Source organism: Salipaludibacillus keqinensis, assembly GCF_003226325.1.
Lineage (GTDB): Bacteria > Bacillota > Bacilli > Bacillales > Salisediminibacteriaceae > Salipaludibacillus > Salipaludibacillus keqinensis.
Genome location: NZ_PDOD01000001.1, coordinates 1263527 through 1289625 on the forward strand (window position 1 = coordinate 1263527; position 26099 = coordinate 1289625).

Below are 26099 nucleotides of genomic sequence, written 5' to 3' on the forward strand. Positions count from 1 at the left end.
TGAAGTTCATTAACGTATTCGAAAGAGGGTGTATTATGTCTGACGGGAGATATCTTTTCCAACCGTACGCTTTAAATAAACATATTACTGTGAAAAACCGAATATTTAAGTCTGCCATGAGTGAAGGTTTGGCCTCACGCAATCATCTTCCTACTGAACAAATCGTTGAACTTTATAAAGTTTGGGCTGAGGGAGGCGCAGGTATTGTTGTGACGGGTAACGTGATGATAGACAGGAAAGCTTTAGGAGAACCACGAAATGTCGTCCTAGAAAATGGAGATCATTTAAATCTATTTGAAGATTGGGCAAAGGCTGGAACTAAGAATGGTACTCAATTATGGATGCAAATCAACCATCCTGGCAAGCAAGTATTTAAAGGAGTTGTTAAAGAAGCCGTTGCACCTTCCGCCATTCCTTTTGAACCAGCATTACAACGTTTTTTCCCTACGTGCAGAGCACTCACTTCAGAAGAAATTAAAAAAATAATAGAGAAATTTGCACGAACAGCTCAATTAGCTAAAGAAGCAGGGTTTACAGGTGTTCAAATTCATGCTGCTCATGGTTATTTAATCAGCCAGTTTCTCTCTCCACACCATAACCAGAGAAAAGACGAGTGGGGAGGGAGTGTTCAAAACAGATTCAGGTTTTTAAAGGAAATTTATTCAACGATTCGTTCAAAAGTAGGTAGTGATTTTCCAATTGGAGTGAAAATTAATAGTTCTGATTTTATGAAAGCAGGCTTTAATGAGCAGGAATCAAGTTATGTTATTGACCAATTGGATCAATTAGGAGTTGACCTGATAGAAATTTCTGGCGGGACGTATGAGAATCCGGAAATGACAGGGAAAAGTATTAAACCTTCCACTGCTAAAAGAGAGGCTTACTTTATAGAATATGCAGAGAAATTGAAGCAGCAATCAAACATCCCGATAGTCGTAACAGGTGGCTTTCGGTCATTAAAAGGAATGGAAGAAGCTTTGGAAGATAAGGCAACAGATTTTATTGGATTGGCTAGACCTTTGGCTGTTTATCCAGATTACCCTAATAAGTTGCTACATAATCACGTTCCTCTATTAGAGTTAGCTCCTATCAAGACTGGAATTCCTTTTATTGATAAAAGAGCCATGCTGGAATTAACTTGGTACAGTCAACAGTTGGAAAGAATAGCTAATGGAAAAGCAACGAACCCGACATTTCCGCCGTTACTTTCCCTCTTTCTTACAATTGTCAAAAACGGAAAAGAAGTTTTTCAACAAAGGAGAGCTTAAACGAATGACTTATTTACACTTCGAATCAAGTCATTGATCAGTTCGCTACTAGTTAAAATACTATTGTGGTCATGGGTGCTAGCGAGATAAACATCGCCTCCCACTTCTGTTTCCCAATACTTTTTGAACTTTAGTCCACTGATCACTTCATCCTGGGAGCCTAAGAATATTCGATAAAAGTGTAGAGGAGCCGAGTTCAATATGGACGGGTCTTTAATAAACCTAGACATCATCAACCTGAAACTTAAAGTGTAAGATTTGACAGTTGATGTTTCGTCGTAAGGAATTTCACGTAATGGAATTTTTACCACGGGTAAGTAAGAGAAAAAATGAACGTTCAGTCGATCAAGCATGCTCAGTGCCGCTGCCCGTTTGAAAAATATTTCGTAATCCCCTTCTTTTTGATCACCATTGTTATCATGAAACACATCTAAACTAGGATGTATAAAAGGGGAAACTAGGAAAATATCAACTATATGATTAGACGGTTGTTCCAAGGAATACCGGAGAAGATTTCCTGCTCCCATTGAATGCCCTAACAAGAAGATCTCCTCATACTCTTTGGATAATTCATCTATCATTTCTTGCAAGTCTAGGTCATACCGTCCTTGTTCATTAAGATCTCCTTTACCCGACTCAAAAGATGTATAGCCTCTTAAAACAGGGATATGAATATCAATGCTTACTTCTGATCGTAGGAGTTCAGCCATTTTAAATAATTGATCCAATTCAGAAGTAATTCCATGAATACATAGAAGGACTTTATTCGTCTTTCTTTCGCTAGGAAATTCGTAGTAAGGGATATTTGCCTTGTCTGAGAAAGTAAACAATGATGTTATGTGGCTCATGAAAAATGTCTCCTTTGAAGATTTTATTTATATTAATGGATTGGTTTATTATCTGAAATTAAGTATAACAGTCGGTACAATATTTGACTAAGAATTGAATGTTTACAGGAGAGAACTTTCTTGAATTATGAATGAAAATAGGTAATCATTTATATCTTTATAGTTGGGCCGAAATGAAAAGGGGTTTAGATTTCTCTGAAAAAGTAAATATAGTATGTTGTAGGACAATTTAACAAATTAATGAAGGAGTGTTGAGTATGGCTGAGAAAGTATTTTCAACAACTGCAACGGTTAAAGGTGGCCGTGAAGGACACGTGAAGTCAGATAATGGTGTAATTGATGTTGACTTGTCTATGCCTAAGGGAGGAGATCTTCCTAACAACGCCTCTAATCCAGAACAGTTATTTGCTGCTGGATACGCGGCATGTTACGATGGTGCATTGAATTTAATGGCCTCCAAAGACAAGAAAGAAATTGATTCAGAAATTACTGGTGAAGTCAGCCTAATTAAAGATCCTTCTGACGGAGGATTTAAAATTGGTGTCACTCTTCACGTTAATATCTCAGGTGTAAGTCAATCTGAAGCAGAAGAATTAGCTCATAAAGCTCATGAATTCTGCCCGTACTCTAAAGCAACGAGAGGCAATATTGATGTGGATTTAGTTATAAAAGGAAATTAATTGATATAGCAAAAGCCTGAAAGCTTAGCTTTCAGGCTTTTTAGTGTCTTTTATAAAGAAGGTAAGTCGCTATTCATGAGTTTTCAAAAGAAAATAAGTATAATAATAGCTAAGACGTAGCCAATATAATAAAGTACATCAAGAAGGAGGGGTCGGCAGGTGAAAAAACTAGTCATTTTCACCATCGTTTCTGTCTTTGCTATATTAAGCGTAATATTTATTCCTATCGTATACGACTATTTCACATCCCGTTCTTATGGTAGCGAACCTATAGAATTATCAGAAGAAGACACAAGAGAAGTAGCTACATTTGCTGGTGGATGTTTCTGGTGCATGGAGCCACCGTTTGAGAATATTGAAGGAGTTAATGAGGTTGTAGCTGGTTATATAGGAGGGGAGATAGAAAACCCTTCATATGAAGATGTTGCGAGTGGTGATAGTGGTCATGTTGAAGCCGTTCAAGTCATTTTTGATCCTGAAATGGTCAGTTATGAAGATTTATTGCAAGTTTTTTGGCGACAAATCGATCCGACTGACGATGAAGGTCAGTTCGTTGATCGGGGAGAACCCTATAGGTCAGGGATATTTTATTACGATGAAGAACAAAGGCAGCTAGCTGAAGAATCTAAAGAGCAGCTATCACAATCTGGCCGGTTCAGTGATCCGATTGTAACCACCATTTCTGAGGCTACTACTTTTTATCGTGCAGAAGATTATCACCAAAATTACTATAAAGAAAATCCAGTTAGATATGAATTTTATCGTTCTAATTCAGGCAGAGATGAATTTTTGGATGAACATTGGGAAGAACATGAACGAAATTATACAGTAGCCATGCCTGAAGAGGAGAATATCGCATTTTGGAGAACATATGAAAAAGAAGATGAAGAAGAATTAAAAGAGCGTTTAACACCTATTCAGTTTGAGGTTACTCAAGAAGATGGAACCGAACCAGCTTACCGAAACGCTTATTGGAACCACTACGAAGATGGCATTTATGTAGATATTTTATCAGGAGAACCTTTATTTAGTTCCACCCATCAATATGATTCAGATACAGGTTGGCCAAGTTTTACCCAACCGATTTTAGAAGAAACGATTGTCGAGGAAGATGATTGGCATCTCCTCATAAGACGGACAGAAATAAGAAGTAAATTCGCAGATTCTCATTTAGGTCACGTATTTACTGATGGACCAGAGCCCACAGGATTAAGATATTGTATGAATTCAGCAGCATTGTCGTTTATACCGAAAGAGGAAATGGAAGAAGAAGGATACGAAGAATTTTTATATTTATTTGAAGAATAAATGGTTTTTGATTCAACAGAACAAAACCTAGCACATTCATACAAAAATCACTAAATAACCACAACATCGTTTACTATATTTGTAAAAAAACACTTCACTTGAAGTGTTTTTTTATTGTGCTGTGTTAAAGTAATAAAGTATAATAGATATATACTGTTTATTGCCTAAAGCCTCAATCATAAAGAATTTAATAAATAAACATAGTTGATTTATCCATGAAATGGTTTACAATAGGTATAAAGAACTTAAACAAAAGTTACATAAAAGAGGAGATAACCAATGGGTATTTTTACTATGAAGGCAAATCGTAATAAAAAATCCGACTATAATCCTGAATTTAATTATTCAAATGGGATAAAGGTATCACTTCAAGACCAAACGATTGAAAATCGCTTAAAGTATATGAATGTAACAAAAGAAAAATTGGCAGTATTACAATAATTAAAGCCTCATGTATTAGAAATGAAAGATCAGTTTCTTGATATGGTTTTAGATCATGTGTATCAATTTAAAGAATTGGTCGTCATTGCTGAAACTCATTCATCGCGAGAAAGATTGAAGCAAGTATTTTCTATGTACTTAGACACTTTATTAGCTGGAAGTATAGATGAGAAATATATAGAAGTAAGAAAACGAATTGGCGCAACTCACAACCGCGGGGAACTACCAGTCGGTTGGTTCTTAGCTACTTATCAAGCATTTAATAGTTTATTAATCCCTCAAATAGTGAAACTATACATTCAAGATCCAGATAAATTATCTAACACTCTTATTGCTTTGACGGATGTCATGAATTTAGACGCTCAACTTGTTGTAGAAACATATATCGATAGTAAAGTTCAACAAATTGTCGATTTAAATCAAGAACAACGAAGTCTTCAGGAAGAACTTAATGGCCTTAGCCAACAACTTGCTGCGATGGTCGATGAAAATGAAGCTGGTCTAGAAGTAGCAGCGGGCCGTGCAGAGAAAGTTAGTCGAGATACAGAAATGACGATGAAAAGTAATCAAAATCTTTTAAGTTTAACGAGAACGAGCGAAAAGAATATTGAAGAAATGACAGTTTCGTTTAAAGTGTTACTGGACCAAATGGACCGGGGAACAAAGAAAGTGGAAGAGATGAAGAAAATTTCAGAAGATATATCCAACATGACGGGTCAGATAGAACAAATTGCCGATCAGACCAATTTGCTTGCTTTAAATGCTTCCATAGAAGCAGCTAGAGCTGGAGAAGCAGGAAAAGGCTTTGCTGTTGTAGCTGATGAAGTTCGTAAGTTAGCCGAAAACTCTAAAAAGATTACGCAATCAATTATCGACTTATCATCTGAAAGTAATCAAAATACAAATCAGCTAGTAGAGTCCTTATCTACGATGAACAAAGCAACAAGTGAATCAGACAAAAAGTTAAATGACGTGAAATCTAGCTTTGCAGGTGTTAAAATCGAAATGGAAAACTACAATGAAATGTTTCATACGAATAAAAACGAATTGGATCTCATTGTTGACTCTGTAAAGGAATTAGCTGGATCGACTAAAAATTTATCTCACGTATCAAATGAGCTTTTAGAAAAAGGACAAAAATTGACGATGAAGGATTAATTTTAAAAGCTCTTGTGATCGAAGGAGGCATGATCGATGACAAGAAAGAATTTCAAAAAAGCGACCTTTGCCGGAGGCTGTTTCTGGTGTATGGTCAAGCCATTCGACGAGTTACCAGGTATTAAGGAAGTTCTTTCTGGTTATTCTGGCGGCCACCTTACTTACCCAACTTATAATCAAGTTCAAACTGGAAAAAGCGGTCATTATGAGGTTATTCAAATTACATATGACCCCTTTGTTTTTTCTTATCATCAATTACTGGAAATCTTTTGGCCACAAATTGATCCAACCGATGACGGGGGACAATTTATAGACAGAGGTCCTCAGTATCGTTCGGCGATTTTTTACCATGATGAGGAACAAAAGCAGTTAGCTGAACAATCTCTATTGAAAATGAAAACAGACGGTCCTTTTAAAGATCCAATAGTGACTAAAATTTTACCAGCAACTACGTTCTATGAGGCTGAGGAAGAACATCAGAAATTTTATAAGAAACACCCGAAAAGATATAAACAAGAACGAGTCCAATCTGGCAGAGATTTGTTTATTTATGAAAACTGGTCATAATATTAAAACCGACAGGGCGACTTCTAAGTGGAGTGGTCCTTTTTCAATGAATTAATGAAGCAGGATTACCTAACTAAAGAACAGGGAATGGCAATAACAGACATTTAATTTAGAAGGGAGCAGGATGGGGAATGCCTAAAATTGATTCATCTTTTTTTCCATCTAAATCTTTATCACATTCAAGTTTAAAAGAAAATAACATAGACAAACTTGAACAACAGTTTGAGCACGAGCAAATGGAATCTTGCTTGATCTACCAAGATAATGTCCTTGTTTACACATTTGAGAAAAAACTTAAATTAGCTACTCAACTACATAAAGTGAATTCCGTAACAAAATCTTTCCTGTCTTCACTTATAGGAATTGCTTTGGAAAAAGGTTATTTAACTTCGCTCGAACAGCCTCTTTCGGATTTTTTTTCACCTAGAGAAAGTCAGTCAAGCGAAGTGAATCAAATAACTCTTCGTCATTTGTTGACAATGACTTCAGGATTTGATCCAAGGAAATGGACGAATGTGGCGACTTCAGAAAATTGGACTGAAACTATTTTAAATGAACCATTAAAACATTCGCCTGGAGAAAAAATGGTTTATAATAATTCAGATTCTCATCTATTGAGCGCGATTCTTCAAGTAGCAACAAGAAAATCGACACAAGACTTTGCAAATGAATACTTATTTCAGCCGTTAGGGATTGATGATTATCAATGGAAGAAATCATCTGACCATGTGTCCATCGGAGGCTATGGCCTCTATATGACTCCGATAGATGCGATGAAATATGCAGTATTATATTTACAGAAGGGTATTTGGAATGACAGACAGATACTGCCGGCTGACTGGATAGAAGAAGCGACCCGACCTCACGTTTCAACGGATAAATGGAAGCAAGCTTATGGATTCCATTGGTGGGTAAGTGATGAGAAACCAGCTTTTTATTATGCTGCAGGAAGGGGAGGGAAGTTTTTATTTATATCTCCTGAACAGCAATTAGCGGTGGTATTTACCGCTAATTTATCTAATAAAGAAAGCCTTTTACCATACCAATGGTTTGTTCGTTATATCCTTGATTAAACGTACGAACGAATGGTTCAATGCAACAATATTACTATAAATGGAGGGATTGTTATGGAGAACCATATGAAAAAAACCGATACTGCAGATCATATTTTTGGACAAGAAGTGAGAGATCCGTTTCGATGGCTTGAAAATGAACTTGATGAAGATACAATCGCATGGAGTCATACCCAAAAAGAAAAATCATCTCACTACTTTTCAGAGAGTGAAACGGAAGAAGAAGATCGAAAAAGGTTAACTGAAATGTGGGACTACCCGAAGTATTTTGTTCCTGTTAAAGTAAAAGATACATTATACTATCAAAAGAATGACGGATTACAGAATCAAGCCTCTTTATATATGAAAAGAGGTGCCGTGAATAAAGTTATTTTAGATCCAAACTCTTTGTCAGAGGATGGAACAGTAGCGTTGATCCAAACAGCAGTGAGCAAACAAGGTCGCTATCTTGCCTATTCTACTTCCGAACATGGGAGCGACTGGCAGCAAATCCGAGTGAAGGACTTGGAGTCGGGACATGATTTACCAGACAAAATTGATCATGTAAAGTTCACGAATATTGCTTGGACTCCTGATGAAAAAGGCTTTTATTATAGTCGATTTGATCTTGATGAGCAAGAAGGTTTAGGAAATGATAAGTATGTTAATAAGCTATATTATCATTCTCTTCATACGTTTCAAACGGAAGACCAGCTTATTTATGAACATCCAGAAAACGATGAGTTGCTCTTATCTCCTTTTGTAACAGAAGATGGTCAGTATCTATGTTTGCATATAAGTGAAGGAACGGCTTCAGCTAATCGATTTTATTTTAGGAGGATTGGCGCCCCCACGCAATCTTTCCTTCGGTTATTTGACCAACAAGATGCCGAGTACTCATTTGCTGGTAATATCGGTTCTACCTTTTTCTTTAAAACAGACCTTAACTCTCCAAAAGGAAAGATTGTGTCAATTAATCTTGACGACAGTGGGGAGCCACTCATAAAAGAAATAGCTCCAGAAAATGATTCCGTCATTACTGATGCAAAATTTGCTAACGGAATGTTTGTTGTCACATATTTAAAGAACGCAAGACACGAAATTCATATCATCCGCGCGGACGGACAGTATTTACATGAAGTCACTCTTCCACAAACAGGTTCATTAACAGGCGTAACTTGTTCAGCAGATGATCCATACGTTTATTTTGGTATCGCTTCTTTTTTAAATCCAGGAATCATTTACCAATATAACTTAGATAATGAAGGAATAGAAGAGTTTGCCCGATCTACTCTTTCGTTCAACACTGATGAATATGAAACAAACCAAGTCTTCTACAAATCAAAAGACGGGACGACCATCTCAATGTTTGTTACCCATAAAAAAGACATAGTTCTAAGTGGCGAGAACTCTGTGATCTTAACTGGATATGGAGGATTTAATATTAGTCTGACCCCGTCGTTTAATCCTGCAGTTCTTAGATGGTTAGAGAAAGGCGGTGTATACGCTGTTGCTAACCTTCGCGGCGGAGGCGAACTGGGCGAAGAATGGCATCGTGCTGGAATGCTACAAAACAAACAAAATGTCTTTGATGATTTTATTTCTGCGAGTGAATGGCTCATAGACGAAGGCTACACCAATTCGAAGAAGCTGTCGATCATGGGTGGATCGAATGGAGGCCTTCTTGTTGCAGCGAGTATGACTCAGCGACCAGACTTGTTCGGAGCTGTTATCTGTCGAGTTCCCGTCATTGATATGCTTCGTTATCACAAATTTACAATTGGAAGTTATTGGATTCCTGAATATGGTCATCCTGAGAACAAAGATCATTTTTCATTTTTATATCGATACTCTCCTCTGCATAATATTAAGCAAGGTCAGTTGTATCCATCACTTCTCGTAGCGACCGCAGAGAGTGACGATCGAGTTGTTCCAGCCCATGCAAAAAAATTCGTTGCTACCCTATCAGACCAAGCTGATCCATCTTCAACGCTTGTCTTACGATTAGAATCAAAAGCCGGTCATGGATTAGGCAAACCTACTTCGAAAGTGATTGATGAATGGGTAGACTTCTATACATTTCTTGATAAAGAACTTGAATAACTTTAGCATACAAAATTAATATTTGATGACAATCTTCAAATCCACCTTTATTTCGTGAGAACTGAAGGTGGATTTAAATAAGGGAGCTTATTAGGTTTGTCGTCATAAAAAGGATCAGTATTCGATATACGACGAGAGTCTCAGGAGAAGGAGTCTTCCAAACATTAAGTGATCATTATTTCTCGTGACAGGGCATGCTTTTATAGAATACTACATTACAGAGAAACCATTTCAATAAGTGAGGGATAAATGATGAAACCATTAAAAGGAATCCACCATGTTTCAGCTCTAACTGCTAATGCAGAAAAAAACTATGACTTTTACACAAAAATTCTAGGTATGCGATTAGTTAAAAAAACAGTAAACCAAGATGATACGAGCATGTATCACCTTTTTTATGCAGACGAAAGAGGCAACCCAGGGACAGATTTGACTTTCTTTGAAATACCCAATGCGGGAAGAACCTACCAAGGGACCCGTAGTATTAGTCAAACAGCATTAAGAGTCTCGACGGACGAAGCTCTTCATTATTGGATTGATCGTTTCAATAAATATCAGGTGAAGCACGAAGGCATACAAAACAGATATGGACGAAATGTTGTTGATTTCATAGATTTTGAAGGCCAACGACTCCAATTAATTTCCGATGAACGAAATATAGGGGTCAAGGGAGGAGTTCCTTGGGATCAAAGTCCAGTCCCAACAGACAAGGGGATCACTGGACTTGGTCCAGTGCAATTAACCGTACCTCGCCCGGAGAAATTGTATAAAACATTAACTGAAGTTTTAGGCTTTATTGAAACAGGACGATTTCAGATAGAGGGGCATGAAGTCGTCGTATTCTCGACTGGCGAAGGAGGAACAGGAGCGGAAGTGCACGTAAGTGGAAGAGAAGATTTACCCGTTGAAAGACCTGGAAGGGGAAGTGTTCACCACGTAGCTTTTCGAGTTGAAAATGAAGAAGATCTTCATAAATGGGTTCGCCACTTAGAGTCACATGGAATGATGAATTCTGGTTTTGTTGAAAGATATTATTTCCGATCGGTTTATTTCCGTGAATCAAATGGAATATTATTTGAGCTAGCTACCGATGGACCAGGGTTTGAAGGGGATGAGCCGTTTGAAACACTTGGGGAAAATTTAGCTTTACCCCCTTATTTTGAAGATCAAAGAGAATCCATTGAATCAAAGTTAAAACCACTAACAACATAAAAGATAAACATATACAGGTCGAGGGTTAATAAGATAAAATACAAAAGTGAAACATACAGAAAAAACATGATTTTATTAAAGGATATCAGTTGAATCATGAGGAAAAAGCTATTCAAGGACTCAGAGGTAGAGGGGGTGAGGGAAAGGCTGTTCTTGATATTTTCTACTTTTCAGTAAAAAATATCATCATAGAGTACTTAAAGCATTTATGCTTTATTAAACTGGAGGACGTATGGATATACTTTCTATTTTTTTAGTGGTCTTATTCTTTTTTAATATTCTTTTCGCAGGGATTATCATATTTATTGAAAGAAGAGACGCTTCAGCCACTTGGGCATGGGTATTAATTCTATTTTTCATCCCATTTTTAGGGTTTGTGATTTATTTATTTCTTGGTCAAAATTTAACGAGAAGTCGTTTGTTTGACTGGGCAGGAATAAAAAAAGTAGGTATTGCGGATATCATTACGAAACAAATTGAACAAATCCGAAACCCTGAGTTTAAATACCATGATGAAAATGTTGATCCTTACCGAGATTTGATTTATATGCATTTGATCAATAATGATGCTATTTTAACAAAAGACAATAAGATTGACGTTCTCACCGATGGAAAAGAGAAATTTGATCAACTTATAGCAGACATTAAACAAGCACAAGATCACATTCATATTCAATACTATATTTTTCGTAATGATCAACTTGGAAAGAAATTGATAGATGCACTGACAGAAAGAGCTCGAGAAGGAATTACCGTTCGAATCCTTTATGACGAGCTCGGATCTCGAAAACTTAGAGTGAAGCATTTTAAAAGCCTGATCGAAGAAGGAGGAGAGGTGGGAGTTTTCTTTCCGTCCCGCTTCGCGTTATTGAACTTTCGTCTGAACTACCGTAATCATCGTAAGTTGTGCATTATAGATGGACAAATAGGATATGTAGGTGGTTTCAATGTGGGAGACGAATATATAGGTAAGAGTAAAAAATTCGGGTATTGGCGAGATACTCATTTACGCATTGAAGGAAATGCTGTTGATCCAATGCAAACGAGGTTTATATTGGATTGGAATCAAGCGTCAAAACCGAATGATATTGATTATGAACCAAGATACTTCCCAATGAAAACGAATCAAGGAAATGCTACCGTACAGATGGTCTCCAGTGGACCAGATTCAGAATGGGAGCAAATTAAAAATGGATATATGAAAATGATTATGACTGCACAAGAGTCGATCTACATTCAAACACCTTATTTTATTCCTGATCAAAGTTTATTAGATGCATTAAGAGTCGCTTCATTGACGGGGAAGGATGTAAGAATTATGATTCCAAATAAGCCCGATCACCCATTTATATATTGGGCAACTCTTTCCCACATTGGAAAATTGTTAGGTTCAGGAGCTAAAATTTATATTTATGATAAAGGATTTATTCATGCCAAATCGATTGTAGTTGACCGAAAAATGAACTCCGTAGGTACAGCTAATATTGATATGAGGAGTTTCAAATTAAACTTTGAAATAAATGCATTTATCTATGACCAAGAAACGTCAGAAATTTTAGCCCAAGCATTTGAAAAAGACATGCTTGACTCAACAAGATTAACGGAAGAGTTATATAATAAACGGTCGAAATGGATTTCATTTAAAGAATCTATCTCTAGACTTCTTTCACCAATTTTATAAACAAAATATCCAAGGAAACACCAAGTATAATTGATACTTGGTGTTTTTTTATGCAACGAACTAACTGTAAAAGTTGATTTTATTAGGTTAATTGAAAATAATTTTGTATAAAAATTAAATAAATTTCATAAATAGATTGCATATATATGTACCTGTAAGTATAATAATGAATTAAATCATATATAGATATGCGAAAGGATGGTCGCACTTTGAAGAACGTAGCAATTGTAGGTGGAACGGGTTATGGCGCTCTTGAGTTAATCAGGTTTATAGAAGGACATGACTACTTAAAATTAACTCAAATTATCTCTCAATCTCAAGAAGGGCATTTATTAGAAGAGATGTATCCTCATTTAGCAACTTACATCGATGCTCCTTTGGAAGCGTTCGATTTCATAAAGATTCGTGACAAAATAGACATCGTATTCTTTGCTACCCCAGCAGGTGTCACAAAGGAAATGTTACCTCAATTTCTCGATTCACCGATACAATGCATTGATTTGTCAGGTGATTTAAGGCTGTCGAATCCGTCCGATTATGAGAAATGGTACGGTGGGAAACCAGCTAGCCAAAATCTTTTAGACAATGCGGTGTATGGTCTTTCGGAAATCTATCCAAACGAAATCCAAGGTGCTCACATCTGTTCAAATCCAGGGTGTTACTCGACGGCTAGTTTGCTAGGTATGATCCCGGCCGTTCAGAACGATTTAATCGACACTTCTTCCATTATTATTGATGGAAAAACAGGAGTTTCAGGAGCTGGAAGAAAAACTTCCATCATGACTCATTTTTCAGAGACGAATGAAAATGTTAAACCTTATAAGATTGGCAAACATCAACATATTCCAGAAATTGAACAATACTTATCAAAAGAAGCAAACCAATCGGTGGTTATAAATATGACGACTCACCTTATCCCTATGACACGAGGGCTTCTTTGCACGATGTATGGAAGATTAAATCAATCTATCAACGTGCAAGAAGTTCATGAAATCTATCAAAAATTCTATCAATCTCATCCGTTTGTTAGAGTTAGAAATTTAGAATCGTATCCAGCTACTAAAGAAGTCTACGGCAGTAATTACTGTGATATCGGAGTGTATATTGACGAACGGACTCGTCAGCTTGTGGTCATTTCTGCGATAGATAACCTCGTAAAAGGGGCAGCGGGTCAAGCAATACAAAACGCCAACCTGATGAATGGCTGGCCTGTTGATCTAGGATTACGTCAAATACCAGTGTTCCCATAAAAGAAAGGAGAGGTTACCGTGGTTACTACTTCAAAATCAAAGATTCAATTTGTAAAGAAAGGTCATGTAACTAGCGCAAAAGGGTTTTCGGCAGGTGGTTTACATTGTGGCATTAGAAAATCAAAGCTAGATTTCGGTTGGCTACATTCAGATGTTCCTGCAACGGCTGCGGGAGTTTATACAATGAACTCTTTTCAAGCTGCCCCTTTAAAAGTGACAAAAGATAGTATCGCCATTGATCAAAAGTTGCAGGCAATCGTTGTCAATTCGGGCGTAGCTAATTCCTGTACAGGAGCTCAAGGTATGAGTGATGCACTAGAAACTCAACAATTAGCTGCTCAAAAATTGTCAGTCAAACCTCATCACGTTGCAGTGGCCTCCACCGGATTAATCGGTGTCCATTTACCAATGGAGAAAATATCATCTGCCATTCGTTCAATGGATCTTAAAGAAAACCAATCAACTGATCGGTTTGAACAAGCCATTTTAACGACAGATACGTGTACAAAACATTTTGCGGTAGAGGTTGAAATCGATGGAAAGACGATCACCATTGGCGGTGCTGCGAAAGGATCCGGAATGATTCATCCTAACATGGCTACGATGCTTGCTTATTTAACAACAGACGCCGAAGTAGATCCAGATAGTTTACAACGGGCTTTAAATCACATAACCAACAAGACGTTTAATATGATTACGGTCGATGGGGATTGCAGTACCAATGATACAGTCCTCCTTCTAGCAAATGGATTGCAACAAAATCAGCCACTTTCAGAAGACCACCCGCAATGGGCACTATTTGTTGAGGCATTGCGCTATGTTAGTGAGGAATTAGCGAAACAAATAGCCAAAGATGGGGAAGGAGCTACAAAGCTTATAGAAGTAATTGTGAAAGGTGCCCCTTCAGACATCGCTGCCAATCAAGTAGGCAAAGCAGTAATCTCCTCAAACTTAGTAAAATCTGCTGTTTACGGAGCAGATCCCAACTGGGGCAGAGTCGTTTGTGCTATTGGGTACAGTGAACAGCCTGTAAATCCTGACAGAGTGTGTGTTTCATTAGGGGAAATTCCTGTTGTGACTGATGGATTACCAGTGGAATTTGATGAAGAGGAAGGAAAAAACTACTTATTGCAAGAACAAGTTCAAATCATTATCGACTTACAAGATGGCGAGGCAGAAGCAAAAGCGTGGGGATGCGATCTCACGTATGAATACGTGAAAATCAATGCATCTTATCGCACGTGAGGAGAGAATTATGACATTTATCATTATAAAAATTGGTGGAAGTGTATTAAATAAATTATCAGATTCATTTTATGAAACTCTTGTGAAAATGAAACAAGAGACTGATTATCAACCAGTTCTCGTCCATGGTGGGGGGCCAGAAATAACTGAAGCATTAAAAAAATGGGAGATTTCCTCCACGTTCGTGAACGGACTCCGTGTGACTACAGATGAAGTGCTGAAAATAGCTGAGATGGTGCTGAGTGGTTCATTGAATAAACGAATCGTTTCCAATATTCAACGTATAGGAGGCAAAAGTATTGGATTAAGCGGCATTGATGGTCCCTTGTTAACGGTATCGCAAGTCGATCCTAGACTCGGTTTTGTAGGGAAAGTGGAATCAGTAAACCCTGCATGGTTACACTCTATTTTCGGCCAAGGAGCAATTCCCGTAATATCGCCGATTGGTATTGATCCCTCTGGACAAAAATACAATATTAACGCCGACATGGCCGCCGCATCCATTGCCATAGCCTTAAATGGAAAACTGGCATTTATAAGTGATATTCCTGGAGTGATGGAAGAAACAGAACAGGGTTCGATCGTTCATCCAAAATTGACAAAAGTACAAATAAATAGGCTGATTGAAAAAGGAGTCATCACAGGTGGAATGATTCCAAAAGTACAGTCGGCTTTAAGTGTCCTTGAAGCTGGCGTGAAAGAAGCAGTCATTCTAAACGGCTCAAAGCCGAAAGATCTGCTGACCTATATGGATGGCCTTGATGCTGGCACGAGAATCATTCGAGAGGAGGTATACAATGTCTGATATGGCAATGACAGCTAATGATCGTTCTATTATGAATACGTATCAGCGGCTCCCTCTTACGTTAACAAGAGGAAAAGGGAGCTATGTATGGACTGATCAAGAAGAAAAATTTCTTGATTATACATCAGGGATTGCTACGTTGAACCTTGGTCACATACCTCCTGAAGTTCATGGGAAACTCACGGAACAAATGGATCAACTTTGGCATTGCTCAAATTTATTTGATATACCCGCTCAACAGGCATTAGCTACTAAACTAACGGAATTAAGTTGCTTCACTCAATCCTTCTTTTGTAACAGTGGGGCCGAAGCGAATGAAGCAGCCATTAAGTTAGCTAAAAAATACGCCAAAGATCAAGGGAACAGTGAAAGGACTGAAATCGTCAGTTTCACTGAGTCATTTCATGGGCGAACAGGAACGACACTTGCTGCTACGGCTCAAGAGAAAATTCATCAAGGTTTTACCCCCATTACTCCAGGATTTCGTTATTTACCTTTTAATGACATCGAATCCATAGACGAGATTCATAATGGAAAAACCACCGCTGTGATCCTTGAGCTGGTTCAAGGAGAAGGAGGCGTTCGCCCTGCTAACAAAGAATGGGTACAGAAAATAGCCAAATTGTGCTCGCAAGAAGATATCTTGCTCATTGTAGATGAGGTGCAAACAGGTGCAGGAAGAACGGGCGCGTTATTTGCTTATGAACAGTTTGAAATAGAACCTGATGTGATGACGCTCGCTAAAGGACTTGGCTCAGGATTTCCTGTTGGGGCCATGTTAGCGAAAGAGCATGTAGCCACTTCCTTTCAACCAGGAACACACGGGAGCACGTTTGGAGGGAACCCCTTAGCCATGACAGCTGCCTTAGCAACCATAGAAACAATTTCACAACCGAACATCCTGCAAAATGTTCAAAGACAAAGCGAGAAAATATTCTCGGAATTAGCTTCATGGGATAGAAAATTCTCATTTATCAAAGACGTTCGAGGAAAAGGGCTGCTGATTGGAATTGAAATGGATGGTGCGGTACATGACTTCCTCAAAACCCTCAGAGGATACAATATTTTAGTTCTCGTTGCAGGGCCAAACGTTATAAGAATCTTGCCCCCTCTTAACACTTCTGACGAAGAGGTTAACTACTTCTTAACAACATTATACGAAGTATTTATTGCACAAGAAAAGGAGGTTTCTCTATGAACACAGGATATTTAGTGTTGGAAACAGGAGAAATATTTGAAGGCGAATGGATAGGATCAACGAAAGAGATGTATGGAGAGGTTGTCTTTAATACAAGCATGACAGGTTATCAAGAGATGATGACTGATCCATCCTACGCCGGTCAAATCCTTTCATTTTGTTATCCCTTAATAGGAAATTATGGATTAAATGAGCAAGACCATGAATCTAAGCACATAGCTGTTTCAGGTGTGATTTTAAATGAACTATGTGAAGAACCAAGCCATTTTCAATCTTCTCATTCATTTGAAGACCAATTAAAAGAAGAAAACATACCTGGTTTAAAAAATGTTGATACAAGAGCGCTCGTTGCAGCAATTCGAAAGCATCAAACTGTCAAAGGCAAGCTAGTCCATTCTAAAGAAGAAAGTCACGACCATTTAAAGGTCCTGGAGGATCCACACATTCCTCTAGTCGATCATGTGTCCGTGAAAGAATTCCAAACATTTCAAAAGCATGGCCCTCATGTGGTACTTGTTGATTATGGTTATAAAAAATCAATCTTGGATGCTCTTTTGGATAAACAGTGTCGCGTAACGATCGTCCCATACAATACGCCACTAGATAAGATTGACGAACTTGAGCCAGATGGGATTCTATTAAGTAACGGGCCAGGAGATCCGATGAAACTAACTTCGTCCTTTTCAACGATTAGAGCATTGACAGAAAAATATCCTACCCTTGGCATTTGTCTTGGACATCAACTGATAGCTCTTGCTTATGGCGCTAAAACGGTGAAAATGCCTTTTGGTCATCGCGGAGGGAATCATCCAGTAAAAGACCTTCTTTCAGGTAAAGTGACAATGACGTCCCAAAATCATGGTTACGTTGTTGTAGAAGAGAGTGTAGATGAGAGTATTTTCCAAATTCAGTTCCGCAACGTCAATGATAAGTCTCTCGAAGGAATAAAGCATAAATACTTACCAATACAATCAGTACAATTCCACCCAGAGGGGCACCCTGGGCCAAGTGATACGACTTATATTTTTCAACAATTCATCGACCAAGTGGTTTCAGCAGGAGGGGAAAAATTATGTGGAAGCGTGACTCTTTAAAAAAAGTATTAGTCATAGGTTCTGGACCTATTGTGATCGGTCAGGCAGCAGAGTTTGATTATGCAGGAACTCAAGCATGTTTAGCTTTGAAAGAAGAAGGAATTGAAGTCGTTCTCGTTAATAATAATCCTGCTACTATCATGACAGATGAAAAGATTGCTGATCGTGTGTATATGGAACCGTTAGACGTTTCCACCATCGAAAAGATTATTGCTATTGAAAATCCTGATGGCATGATCGGTAGTTTAGGAGGCCAAACAGGCTTAAATTTAACTGTTGAGCTTCACGAGCTAGGAATATTAGATAAATATCAAGTTGAACTTTTAGGGACTTCTGTTCCATCTATTCAAAAGGGAGAAGATCGAGAACAATTCCGGCAATTAATGATGGATTTAAATGAACCGATCCCTGAATCTAGCATCATTGAAACGTTTGAAGATGGCATGGCATTTATCGAGAATATAGGTTTTCCAGTCATTTTACGTCCAGCTTATACGTTAGGAGGCGCGGGCGGAGGCTTTGCTTACAATGAAGATGAGTTTCGACATTTATTAAAACAAGCTTTAACCTTAAGTCCCATTCACCAAGTTTTAGTTGAAAAAAGCATTAAAGGTTGGAAAGAAGTCGAGTACGAAGTTATGAGAGATGCGAATGATACTTGTATAATCGTCTGTAACATGGAGAATATGGACCCCGTTGGCGTTCATACTGGAGACTCTATCGTCGTGGCACCATCGCAAACACTCTCAGATCACCAATACCAGATGTTACGTACCGCTTCTCTGAAAGTGATTCGTGCGTTGGATGTGGTTGGCGGGTGCAACATCCAGTTTGCCTTACATCCAAATTCAAACGAATACGCAATTATTGAGGTAAACCCGCGGGTCAGTAGATCTTCAGCTCTAGCATCTAAAGCCACAGGATATCCCATTGCCAGAATCGCTGCAAAGTGCGCCGTCGGTTACCCGCTAGATGAAATTATCAATCCTATCACAGGCAATACGTATGCATCGTTTGAGCCTGCATTGGATTATGTTGTGGTGAAGCTTCCTCGTTTTCCATTTGATAAATTTCCTGAAGCTGATCGCACACTGGGTACACAAATGAAAGCGACTGGTGAAGTGATGGCCATTGATCGAACGTTTGAAGGAGCACTGAATAAAGCAGTCCGCTCACTTGAACTAAATATTCACAGTTTACACTGGCCTAGTATGAAAAAGAAATCGGATGAAGAATTAACACAATGTTTACAAGTGGCAAATGATTTGCGACTATTTGCAATTGGAGAAGCATTTGTTCGTAAATACCCATTAGAACTTATTCAAAAAATAACTGAAATTGATTACTGGTTTTTACGAAAAATTGAACGAATCATTCAGTTTGAACAATCATTAGCCCATATTGGATGGGACAACATGTCTTCGGATTTATTTCTAAAAGCAAAAAAATTAAACATTAGCGATGAAAGACTCGCTTCGATTTTTCAAGTGAATGTAAAGGCGATAAGATCTGAATATAAAAGGATGAATATGCATCCTTCCTATAAATTAGTTGATACCTGTGCAGGGGAATTTGATGCGGTCACCCCTTATTATTACTCAACTTGGCACGGGGAAGATGAAGTCGTCGTTCATCCTGAAAACAAAAAACTTCTCGTTCTTGGCTCTGGACCCATCCGAATTGGTCAAGGAGTAGAATTTGATTATTGTTCTGTTCATGCAGCACTCGCCGTTAAGGAAATGGGATACGAGGCGATCGTGATGAATAATAATCCCGAAACAGTAAGTACTGATTATTCTATTGCAGACCGATTATACTTTGAACCTTTAACAGCTGAAGATGTGCTAGCCGTTATTAGAAAAGAGAGTGTTGAAGGTGTTTTGATCCAATTTGGTGGTCAAACGGCTATTAACCTGGCAAATACATTGGAAGAAGAAGGCGTCAACGTATTAGGAACGACTCCTGATCACATTGATCAACTTGAAGATAGAGAACAATTCTATCATTTGTTAAACATGTTAAATATTCCTCACATTTCAGGAGATATGGCTTATAAACCATCAGATTTAGACCATTTATCCAAGTCAATTGGATTCCCTGTATTGATCCGACCTTCCTACGTTATAGGAGGTCAATCGATGTTTATATGTTATAACGAAAAAGAATTAAAACAATATGCTAATAGAGTGCAAGAAGATACAAATGATCGCTGCTGGCCTCTGTTAATCGATCAATATGTGCCCGGACTTGAGTGTGAAGTAGATGTGATAAGTGATGGAAAGAACATCGTTATTCCTGGCATTTTTGAACATTTAGAAAAAGCTGGCGTACATTCTGGAGACAGTACGACCATTTTCCCTCCAGTCTCCTTGTCAAAGAAAGTGAAGGATACACTTGTCGAACATACTAAAAAAATCGCATCAACAGTTCCCGTCATAGGGATTATGAATATTCAATTTGTCATTGATCATGATACGGTCCATGTGCTAGAAGTGAATCCTAGAGCTTCGAGAACGGTTCCGATCATCAGTAAAGTAACAGGAGTTCCGATGATTGATTGGGCCGTGAAAGTACAAACAGGTTGGGAGCTCAAAGATTTAACTCCATCTATAGGATTAATGGATGAACCCGACTACTATACGGTTAAGGCACCTATATTTTCAGCTTCAAAACTAAAAGGCGTTGATCACGTTCTTGGACCAGAAATGAAGTCTACAGGTGAAATTATCGGTGTTGGATTTACAAAACAAGAGGCAATGAATAAAATTTCTTCGTGTGCGACTTATCCAAATCATTCAAAAGACCAGTCGTTGAAGTTATTCGTTTCAGTATCTGATCGAATGAAAAAAGAGAGTATATCCGTGATAAAAAAATTCTCTCAGGTTGGCGCAGAAATAACGTCAACGACGGGTACGGCTCAATATTTACAGCAAGAAGGAATTTCCGTAGTGATGATGACGAAAAACAAACAAGATTTACTAGACTTTTGGAAGGAAACTCCTCCTGATCTTGTGTTAAACATTCCAAGTCAAGGAAGAGAAAAAGAAAAAATAGGATTTTTTATCCGAGAATTATCTGTGAAATATCAAGTTCCGTATTTTACTAGTCTTGAAACGTTGGATTCTATGTGGGGCCATGGAGAAGAGATAGACGAGACTCCGAGAGCTATCCAAGAATACGTTAAAAAAATGAGAAGGGAAGAAGAGGTGTATGCAGGATGGGAAATGTAGACCAGCTTAATACGTTACAAAAGAAATTAAACACCAATCACTTATTAACAATATCAGATTTAACTTGTGATGAAATCACCGAATTGATAGAAGAAGCCTTAGTATTAAAACAAGAGCAAAAACAAGGGATTCCTCATCCTCATCTACAAGGTAAGACACTGGGGATGATCTTTGAAAAGTCTTCTACAAGAACTAGAGTTTCCTTTGAAGTAGGCATGATGCAGCTTGGAGGGCATGCTTTATTTTTAAGTTCTAAAGACATTCAATTAGGCCGTGGAGAAACTGTATCGGATACTGCACAGGTTTTGTCACGTTATGTTGACGGGTTAATGATCCGAACATTTGACCATGAAACGATAGAGGAATTTGCGGAACACTCTTCCGTACCTGTCATTAACGGTTTGACCGATACCCATCATCCAACCCAAGTTCTGGCTGATTTACTCACGATTTACGAGAATAAAGGTCCGTTGAAGGGGTTGAAACTTGCTTATATCGGAGACGGGAACAACAATATGACCCATTCGTTATTACAAGGGGCAGCATTAACTGGAATGAACATGGCTGTTTCTAGTCCTGATAGTTTCGAGCCAGACAACCAAATATTCAAGGATGCCAGTGAATTGGCAAAACAACATGAAGCCATTTTATCTTTCCATTCGGATCCTAAAGAGGCAGTAAAAGAGGCCGATGTGATCGTTACAGATGTTTGGACAAGTATGGGGCAGGAAGCAGAGCAAGAGACAAGGAAAAAACACTTTCAACCTTATCAAATAAATAAACAACTGGCTGCATATGCAAAAAAAGATTATCTTTTTTTACACTGTCTCCCGGTTCATCGCGGAGAAGAAGTAACTGCTGAAATCATTGACGGAGAGCACTCTGTTGTGTTTGACGAAGCTGAAAATCGTCTTCACGCACAAAAAGCGTTGCTAATAAAATTAATGAAATAATTATTTTTTTGTAGACATATGCATAAAGATGCGTTAGGATAGATAAAAATACTAAATCAAGGAGAGATTCGCTATGAGTAAAGGCAAAGTTGTATTAGCTTATTCAGGAGGTTTAGATACTTCCGTTTCTATTAAATGGCTTCAAGAAGAATATGATTATGAGGTCATTGCTCTTGGCCTAGAAATTGGTGAAGGGAAAGATTTAGAAGCAATAAAAGAAAAAGCATTAGAGGTCGGTGCGGATAAAGCCGTAATTATCGATGCTAAAGAGTTATTAGCTGAAGAATATCTATTACCAGCGTTAAAGGCCAATTGCATGTATGAAGGGAAATATCCCTTATCATCTGCCCTATCAAGACCTTTGATTTCTAAATTATTAGTTGAAGTCGCTGAACAAGAAGGTGCTGTTGCTGTAGCTCACGGGTGCACAGGAAAAGGAAATGACCAAGTGAGATTTGAAGTTTCAATCCAAGCATTAAATCCAGATCTTGAAGTTATTGCTCCTGTTCGTGAATGGGGAATGAATAGAGAGCAGGAGATCGAATATGCAAAAGAAAAGAACATTCCAGTACCAGTGAATTTAGAAAAACCTTATTCAATAGATGCGAATATTTGGGGAAGAGCGTGCGAAGCTGGCGTTTTAGAAGATACTTGGAAAGAAGCTCCAGAAGAAGCTTTTGCGTGGACGGCATCTATTGCTGATGCGCCAGATGAGCCTGAATATGTAGAAGTAGAGTTTAAAGAAGGGAAGCCTGTTGCCATTAATGGTCAATCTTCTTCTATGGTTGAGATCATTCAACAGCTTAATCAATTGGGCGGTAAGCACGGAGTTGGCCGAATTGACCATATTGAAAACAGATTAGTTGGAATCAAAGCAAGAGAAGTATATGAGAACCCTGGAGCGCTTATTTTAATTAATGCACATAAGGAATTGGAATTCTTAACACTTACAAAAGAAGTGTCACAATATAAAACGCAAATTGATCAAAGAATGACACAGCTCGTTTACGATGGGTTATGGTACTCACCATTGAAAAATGCGTTAGAAGGATTTGTGGATGAAACGCAAAAGAATGTGAACGGGAAAGTAAAAGTGAAACTTTGGAAAGGCACACACATGGTTGTCGCTAGACATTCTGACAACAGTCTTTACAATGAAGAACTTGCCACGTATTCTAAAGGGGATGCATTTGATCATAACGCCGCTGTAGGATTTATCAAACTTTGGGGCTTATCAACAAAAACGTATTCTCAAGTAAATAATAAGAAACCAGCATTTCAAAATACACATCAATAATTAGTGTTAAATGGCTAACCTTTTAGGAAAGGTTAGCCATCCATTCATAGAGGGAGGATTAGAAAATGTCAAAGCTTTGGGGCGGTAGATTTACAAAGGAAACGAATAAGCTAGTAGAAAAGGAAACAGCTTCAATTTCCTTCGATCAGAAGCTTGCAAATGAAGATATTCAAGGTAGCATTGCCCATGTGAACATGCTTGCTACTACTGGAACGGTGACTCAAGAGGAAGCGGAAACGATCGTGAATGGATTAAAGAGTGTTCAATCGAAATTAAATAATAATGAGCTTGCTTTCTCTGTTGAACATGAAGACATACATATGAATATTGAGAAATTCCTCATAGACGAAATCGGTCCTTTAGGTGGGAAACTTCATACTGGCCGTAGTCGAAACGACCAAGTTGCTACGGATATGCATCTTTATTTGAAAAAGCATACAGAAGAGATTATTGAACTGGTTAAGTCGACTCAAGAAGCTATCCTCATTATTTCAAAAGAAAATGTGGAAACGATACTACCGGGCTACACACACCTGCAAAGAGCTCAACCGATCTCTTTTGCTCATCACATGCTAGCTTACTTTTGGATGCTTCAGCGTGATAAAGAACGTCTTATTGACAGTTTGAAACGCGTGAGCGGATCCCCTCTTGGAGCAGGAGCCTTGGCTGGAACCACGTTCCCTATCGATCGCCATCAAGTTGCTAATGAATTAGGCTTTGACTATGTGTATCCAAATAGCATGGACGCCGTAAGCGACAGAGATTTCATCCTAGAATTCATGAGTGTCTCATCGATCATGATGATGCATATTTCCAGATTGGCAGAAGAATTAGTCATTTGGAGTAGTCAAGAATTTCAATTTATAGAATTAGATGATTCCTTTTGCACTGGTTCAAGTATTATGCCTCAGAAAAAAAATCCTGATGTACCAGAGCTTCTGAGAGCAAAAACAGGAAGAGTATATGGAAATCTCATTGGTTTGTTAACGGTGTTGAAAGGACTTCCTCTCGCTTACAACAAAGATATGCAAGAAGACAAAGAAGGAATGTTTGACACAGTCGAAACGTTAGAAGCATCTTTGATGATGCTGGCCCCTATGATTGAAACAATGACGGTGAAGAAAGACAATATGAAACAAGCGGTGTCAGAAGACTATTCAAACGCGACCGATATTGCTGACTATCTCGTAACAAAAGGCGTTCCATTCAGGCAAGCCCATGAAGTCATTGGAAAAATAGTTCTATACGGGATCGATAATCAAAAATACTTGCTCGATTTATCTATGGAAGAATATAAAACATTCAGTGATCATTTTGAAGAAGACATTTATCATGTTTTAGCTCCAGAACAAGTGGTTGCTAATCGACATAGCTTTGGAGGAACTTCTCAAACACAAGTAAAAGAGCAATTGGAATTAGCCATGCAAGCCATGAATAAGTAAAATTAGCGAATTTTCTAAAAAAACGGTTTGTCTATGCTCCTAATCATGTTAAAATAAAGAACATTAACGCGTTAAAGGGAAGTAATTAAAAACCCTCTGAATACTAATACGTAATAAGTAAAGTGTTCTTTGTCGCATGAGGTTCGTTAAGAAAATTGAGGAGTGGTGCAAATGATCGAAACAAAACTAGACATCCAAGAAAACCCGAATAAGAAAGCCAAGCCGGATCCAGACAAGTTACAATTCGGAAAAACTTTCACTGACCATATGTTTACGATGGAGTATACGAGAGATAAAGGTTGGTTTCAACCGCAAATTGTCCCTTATGCCCCTATTACGCTAGAGCCTGCAGCGATGATTTTTCATTATGGCCAGTCTGTTTTTGAAGGGTTGAAAGCTTATATAAATACACAAGGTGATGTTCAACTATTTAGACCTGAGGAAAATTTGAAAAGGTTAAATCGTTCGAATGCAAGGTTAAGTATTCCACCGGTAAGTGAAGAGCTGCTTTTGGAGTATTTAAAAGAGTTGCTTTCTCTTGAAAAGGACTGGATTCCTAGAGCAGAAGGAACATCGTTGTATATCCGTCCGTTCATCATCGCAACGGAGCCAAGTTTATCTGTTGCTCCTTCGAAAAGCTATAAACTGATGATTGTTCTAGCACCCGTTGGTTCTTATTATCCTGAAGGGATTCACCCTGTCAGTATTCAAGTGGAAGGTCATTTCACGAGAGCAGTCCGCGGTGGAACTGGAACAGCCAAAACGGGTGGGAATTATTCTGGTGGATATAATGCTCAAGAGAAAGCTGCTGATCAAGGTCATGCCCAAGTAATGTGGCTTGACGGGGTAGAAAAGAAATATATTGAAGAAGTGGGAAGTATGAACGTGTTTTTCAAGATTGATGGACAGGTAATCACTCCTGAATTAAACGATAGTATACTTGAAGGTGTCACTAGAAAATCAATTATTGAGCTATTAAAAGACTGGAACGTTGACGTGGTGGAACGGAAAATCTCCATGCAGGAATTACATCAAGCCTACAAAGATGGTATTTTAGAAGAAGCCTTTGGCGCAGGGACCGCAGCTGTCGTATCTCCCATAGGAGAATTAAGTTGGGATGATGAAACGTTGATTATTAACGGAAGACAAACGGGGGAGTTAACAAAATCTCTCTATACGACGTTAACTGGTATTCAAACAGGAAAGCTACCTGATCCATTTAACTGGACAGTGCAGATTAAATAAGGCGTTCATCCCACTCACGACC

21 protein-coding genes and 1 pseudogene are annotated in these 26099 nt (G+C 38.2%); 21 read left to right on the forward strand and 1 reads right to left on the reverse strand.

Annotated elements, in window-relative coordinates:
• The first annotated feature begins 35 nt into the window (after positions 1 to 35).
• A complete protein-coding gene (locus CR194_RS06320; protein WP_110608757.1) occupies positions 36 to 1268 on the forward strand; it encodes an NADH:flavin oxidoreductase/NADH oxidase family protein in 1233 nt (410 codons plus the stop codon).
• Here the strand turns inward: CR194_RS06320 and CR194_RS06325 are convergent.
• Positions 1265 to 2116 (reverse strand): alpha/beta hydrolase, encoded by an 852-nt coding sequence (locus CR194_RS06325; RefSeq protein WP_110608758.1) that lies wholly within the window; start codon positions 2114 to 2116, stop codon positions 1265 to 1267. The two genes, CR194_RS06320 and CR194_RS06325, sit on opposite strands and share 4 nt — an antisense overlap.
• Positions 2117 to 2373: 257 nt before the next feature.
• Between CR194_RS06325 and CR194_RS06330 the strand changes: the two genes are divergently transcribed.
• The 20 genes and pseudogenes from CR194_RS06330 (at position 2374) to CR194_RS06415 (ending at position 26077) form a co-directional block, all read left to right on the forward strand.
• Positions 2374 to 2796 carry an organic hydroperoxide resistance protein gene (locus CR194_RS06330; RefSeq protein ID WP_110608759.1) on the forward strand — a complete coding sequence of 141 codons (423 nt, stop codon included), beginning with the start codon at positions 2374 to 2376 and terminating at the stop codon, positions 2794 to 2796.
• A gap of 159 nt (positions 2797 to 2955) precedes the next feature.
• Positions 2956 to 4104, forward strand: a complete 1149-nt coding sequence (msrA, locus tag CR194_RS06335) for a peptide-methionine (S)-S-oxide reductase MsrA (RefSeq protein WP_110608760.1) — start codon at positions 2956 to 2958, stop codon at positions 4102 to 4104.
• Between the two features lie 279 nt (positions 4105 to 4383).
• Positions 4384 to 4545: a hypothetical protein gene (locus CR194_RS20210; protein ID WP_158282187.1), complete on the forward strand. Its 162-nt coding sequence runs from the start codon at positions 4384 to 4386 to the stop codon at positions 4543 to 4545.
• Positions 4546 to 4557: 12 nt separating this feature from the next.
• A pseudogene (locus CR194_RS20495) lies at positions 4558 to 4926 on the forward strand (protoglobin domain-containing protein); the annotation flags it as partial.
• A gap of 267 nt (positions 4927 to 5193) precedes the next feature.
• Entirely contained in the window at positions 5194 to 5703 is a 510-nt protein-coding gene (locus CR194_RS20500; RefSeq protein WP_269845704.1) for a methyl-accepting chemotaxis protein, read from the forward strand.
• Positions 5704 to 5739: 36 nt separating this feature from the next.
• Positions 5740 to 6270, forward strand: coding sequence for a peptide-methionine (S)-S-oxide reductase MsrA (msrA, locus tag CR194_RS06345; protein WP_110608762.1), 531 nt, complete (start codon positions 5740 to 5742; stop codon positions 6268 to 6270).
• A gap of 131 nt (positions 6271 to 6401) precedes the next feature.
• Positions 6402 to 7343 (forward strand): serine hydrolase domain-containing protein, encoded by a 942-nt coding sequence (locus CR194_RS06350; RefSeq protein ID WP_110608763.1) that lies wholly within the window; start codon positions 6402 to 6404, stop codon positions 7341 to 7343.
• Between the two features lie 54 nt (positions 7344 to 7397).
• The gene (locus CR194_RS06355; RefSeq protein ID WP_233254244.1) at positions 7398 to 9425 is read left to right on the forward strand and encodes a prolyl oligopeptidase family serine peptidase; all 2028 of its coding nucleotides are present in this window, start codon (positions 7398 to 7400) and stop codon (positions 9423 to 9425) included.
• A gap of 252 nt (positions 9426 to 9677) precedes the next feature.
• Entirely contained in the window at positions 9678 to 10637 is a 960-nt protein-coding gene (locus tag CR194_RS06360; RefSeq protein ID WP_233254245.1) for a ring-cleaving dioxygenase, read from the forward strand.
• Between the two features lie 232 nt (positions 10638 to 10869).
• The gene (gene cls / locus CR194_RS06365) at positions 10870 to 12318 is read left to right on the forward strand and encodes a cardiolipin synthase (RefSeq protein WP_110608765.1); all 1449 of its coding nucleotides are present in this window, start codon (positions 10870 to 10872) and stop codon (positions 12316 to 12318) included.
• A gap of 209 nt (positions 12319 to 12527) precedes the next feature.
• Positions 12528 to 13568 (forward strand): N-acetyl-gamma-glutamyl-phosphate reductase, encoded by a 1041-nt coding sequence (gene argC, locus CR194_RS06370; RefSeq protein WP_110608766.1) that lies wholly within the window; start codon positions 12528 to 12530, stop codon positions 13566 to 13568.
• Positions 13569 to 13586: 18 nt separating this feature from the next.
• Positions 13587 to 14813 (forward strand): bifunctional glutamate N-acetyltransferase/amino-acid acetyltransferase ArgJ, encoded by a 1227-nt coding sequence (gene argJ / locus CR194_RS06375; protein WP_110608767.1) that lies wholly within the window; start codon positions 13587 to 13589, stop codon positions 14811 to 14813.
• Between the two features lie 10 nt (positions 14814 to 14823).
• Positions 14824 to 15618, forward strand: a complete 795-nt coding sequence (gene argB, locus CR194_RS06380) for an acetylglutamate kinase (RefSeq protein WP_110608768.1) — start codon at positions 14824 to 14826, stop codon at positions 15616 to 15618.
• The gene (locus CR194_RS06385; RefSeq protein WP_110608769.1) at positions 15611 to 16816 is read left to right on the forward strand and encodes an aspartate aminotransferase family protein; all 1206 of its coding nucleotides are present in this window, start codon (positions 15611 to 15613) and stop codon (positions 16814 to 16816) included. Before argB ends, CR194_RS06385 begins: the two co-directional genes overlap by 8 nt.
• Complete coding sequence (locus CR194_RS06390; protein ID WP_110608770.1) at positions 16813 to 17910, forward strand: carbamoyl phosphate synthase small subunit; 1098 nt, start codon at positions 16813 to 16815, stop codon at positions 17908 to 17910. The genes CR194_RS06385 and CR194_RS06390 overlap by 4 nt, the downstream gene beginning before the upstream one ends.
• Positions 17889 to 21140 carry a carbamoyl-phosphate synthase (glutamine-hydrolyzing) large subunit gene (carB, locus tag CR194_RS06395; RefSeq protein WP_110608771.1) on the forward strand — a complete coding sequence of 1084 codons (3252 nt, stop codon included), beginning with the start codon at positions 17889 to 17891 and terminating at the stop codon, positions 21138 to 21140. Before CR194_RS06390 ends, carB begins: the two co-directional genes overlap by 22 nt.
• A complete protein-coding gene (gene argF, locus CR194_RS06400; RefSeq protein ID WP_110608772.1) occupies positions 21128 to 22093 on the forward strand; it encodes an ornithine carbamoyltransferase in 966 nt (321 codons plus the stop codon). The genes carB and argF overlap by 13 nt, the downstream gene beginning before the upstream one ends.
• Positions 22094 to 22166: 73 nt before the next feature.
• The gene (locus CR194_RS06405) at positions 22167 to 23390 is read left to right on the forward strand and encodes an argininosuccinate synthase (protein WP_110608773.1); all 1224 of its coding nucleotides are present in this window, start codon (positions 22167 to 22169) and stop codon (positions 23388 to 23390) included.
• A gap of 65 nt (positions 23391 to 23455) precedes the next feature.
• On the forward strand, positions 23456 to 24832 hold the full coding sequence (argH, locus tag CR194_RS06410; protein WP_110608774.1) for an argininosuccinate lyase: 1377 nt from the start codon (positions 23456 to 23458) through the stop codon (positions 24830 to 24832).
• A 171-nt stretch (positions 24833 to 25003) separates the two neighbouring features.
• Positions 25004 to 26077, forward strand: a complete 1074-nt coding sequence (locus CR194_RS06415) for a branched-chain amino acid aminotransferase (RefSeq protein ID WP_110608775.1) — start codon at positions 25004 to 25006, stop codon at positions 26075 to 26077.
• The last annotated feature ends 22 nt before the right edge of the window (positions 26078 to 26099 follow it).

What these genes read in the sequence shown, in the direction of transcription:
- CR194_RS06320 (WP_110608757.1), top strand. Translation starts at nt 36, where the DNA reads ATGTCTGACGGGAGATATCTTTTCCAACCGTACGCTTTAAATAAACAT.
- CR194_RS06325 (WP_110608758.1), bottom strand. Translation starts at nt 2,116, where the DNA reads ATGAGCCACATAACATCATTGTTTACTTTCTCAGACAAGGCAAATATC.
- CR194_RS06330 (WP_110608759.1), top strand. Translation starts at nt 2,374, where the DNA reads ATGGCTGAGAAAGTATTTTCAACAACTGCAACGGTTAAAGGTGGCCGT.
- CR194_RS20210 (WP_158282187.1), top strand. Translation starts at nt 4,384, where the DNA reads ATGGGTATTTTTACTATGAAGGCAAATCGTAATAAAAAATCCGACTAT.
- CR194_RS20500 (WP_269845704.1), top strand. Translation starts at nt 5,194, where the DNA reads ATGGACCGGGGAACAAAGAAAGTGGAAGAGATGAAGAAAATTTCAGAA.
- msrA (WP_110608762.1), top strand. Translation starts at nt 5,740, where the DNA reads ATGACAAGAAAGAATTTCAAAAAAGCGACCTTTGCCGGAGGCTGTTTC.
- CR194_RS06350 (WP_110608763.1), top strand. Translation starts at nt 6,402, where the DNA reads ATGCCTAAAATTGATTCATCTTTTTTTCCATCTAAATCTTTATCACAT.
- CR194_RS06355 (WP_233254244.1), top strand. Translation starts at nt 7,398, where the DNA reads ATGGAGAACCATATGAAAAAAACCGATACTGCAGATCATATTTTTGGA.
- CR194_RS06360 (WP_233254245.1), top strand. Translation starts at nt 9,678, where the DNA reads ATGAAACCATTAAAAGGAATCCACCATGTTTCAGCTCTAACTGCTAAT.
- cls (WP_110608765.1), top strand. Translation starts at nt 10,870, where the DNA reads ATGGATATACTTTCTATTTTTTTAGTGGTCTTATTCTTTTTTAATATT.
- argB (WP_110608768.1), top strand. Translation starts at nt 14,824, where the DNA reads ATGACATTTATCATTATAAAAATTGGTGGAAGTGTATTAAATAAATTA.
- CR194_RS06385 (WP_110608769.1), top strand. Translation starts at nt 15,611, where the DNA reads ATGTCTGATATGGCAATGACAGCTAATGATCGTTCTATTATGAATACG.
- CR194_RS06390 (WP_110608770.1), top strand. Translation starts at nt 16,813, where the DNA reads ATGAACACAGGATATTTAGTGTTGGAAACAGGAGAAATATTTGAAGGC.
- carB (WP_110608771.1), top strand. Translation starts at nt 17,889, where the DNA reads ATGTGGAAGCGTGACTCTTTAAAAAAAGTATTAGTCATAGGTTCTGGA.
- argF (WP_110608772.1), top strand. Translation starts at nt 21,128, where the DNA reads ATGGGAAATGTAGACCAGCTTAATACGTTACAAAAGAAATTAAACACC.
- CR194_RS06405 (WP_110608773.1), top strand. Translation starts at nt 22,167, where the DNA reads ATGAGTAAAGGCAAAGTTGTATTAGCTTATTCAGGAGGTTTAGATACT.
- argH (WP_110608774.1), top strand. Translation starts at nt 23,456, where the DNA reads ATGTCAAAGCTTTGGGGCGGTAGATTTACAAAGGAAACGAATAAGCTA.
- CR194_RS06415 (WP_110608775.1), top strand. Translation starts at nt 25,004, where the DNA reads ATGATCGAAACAAAACTAGACATCCAAGAAAACCCGAATAAGAAAGCC.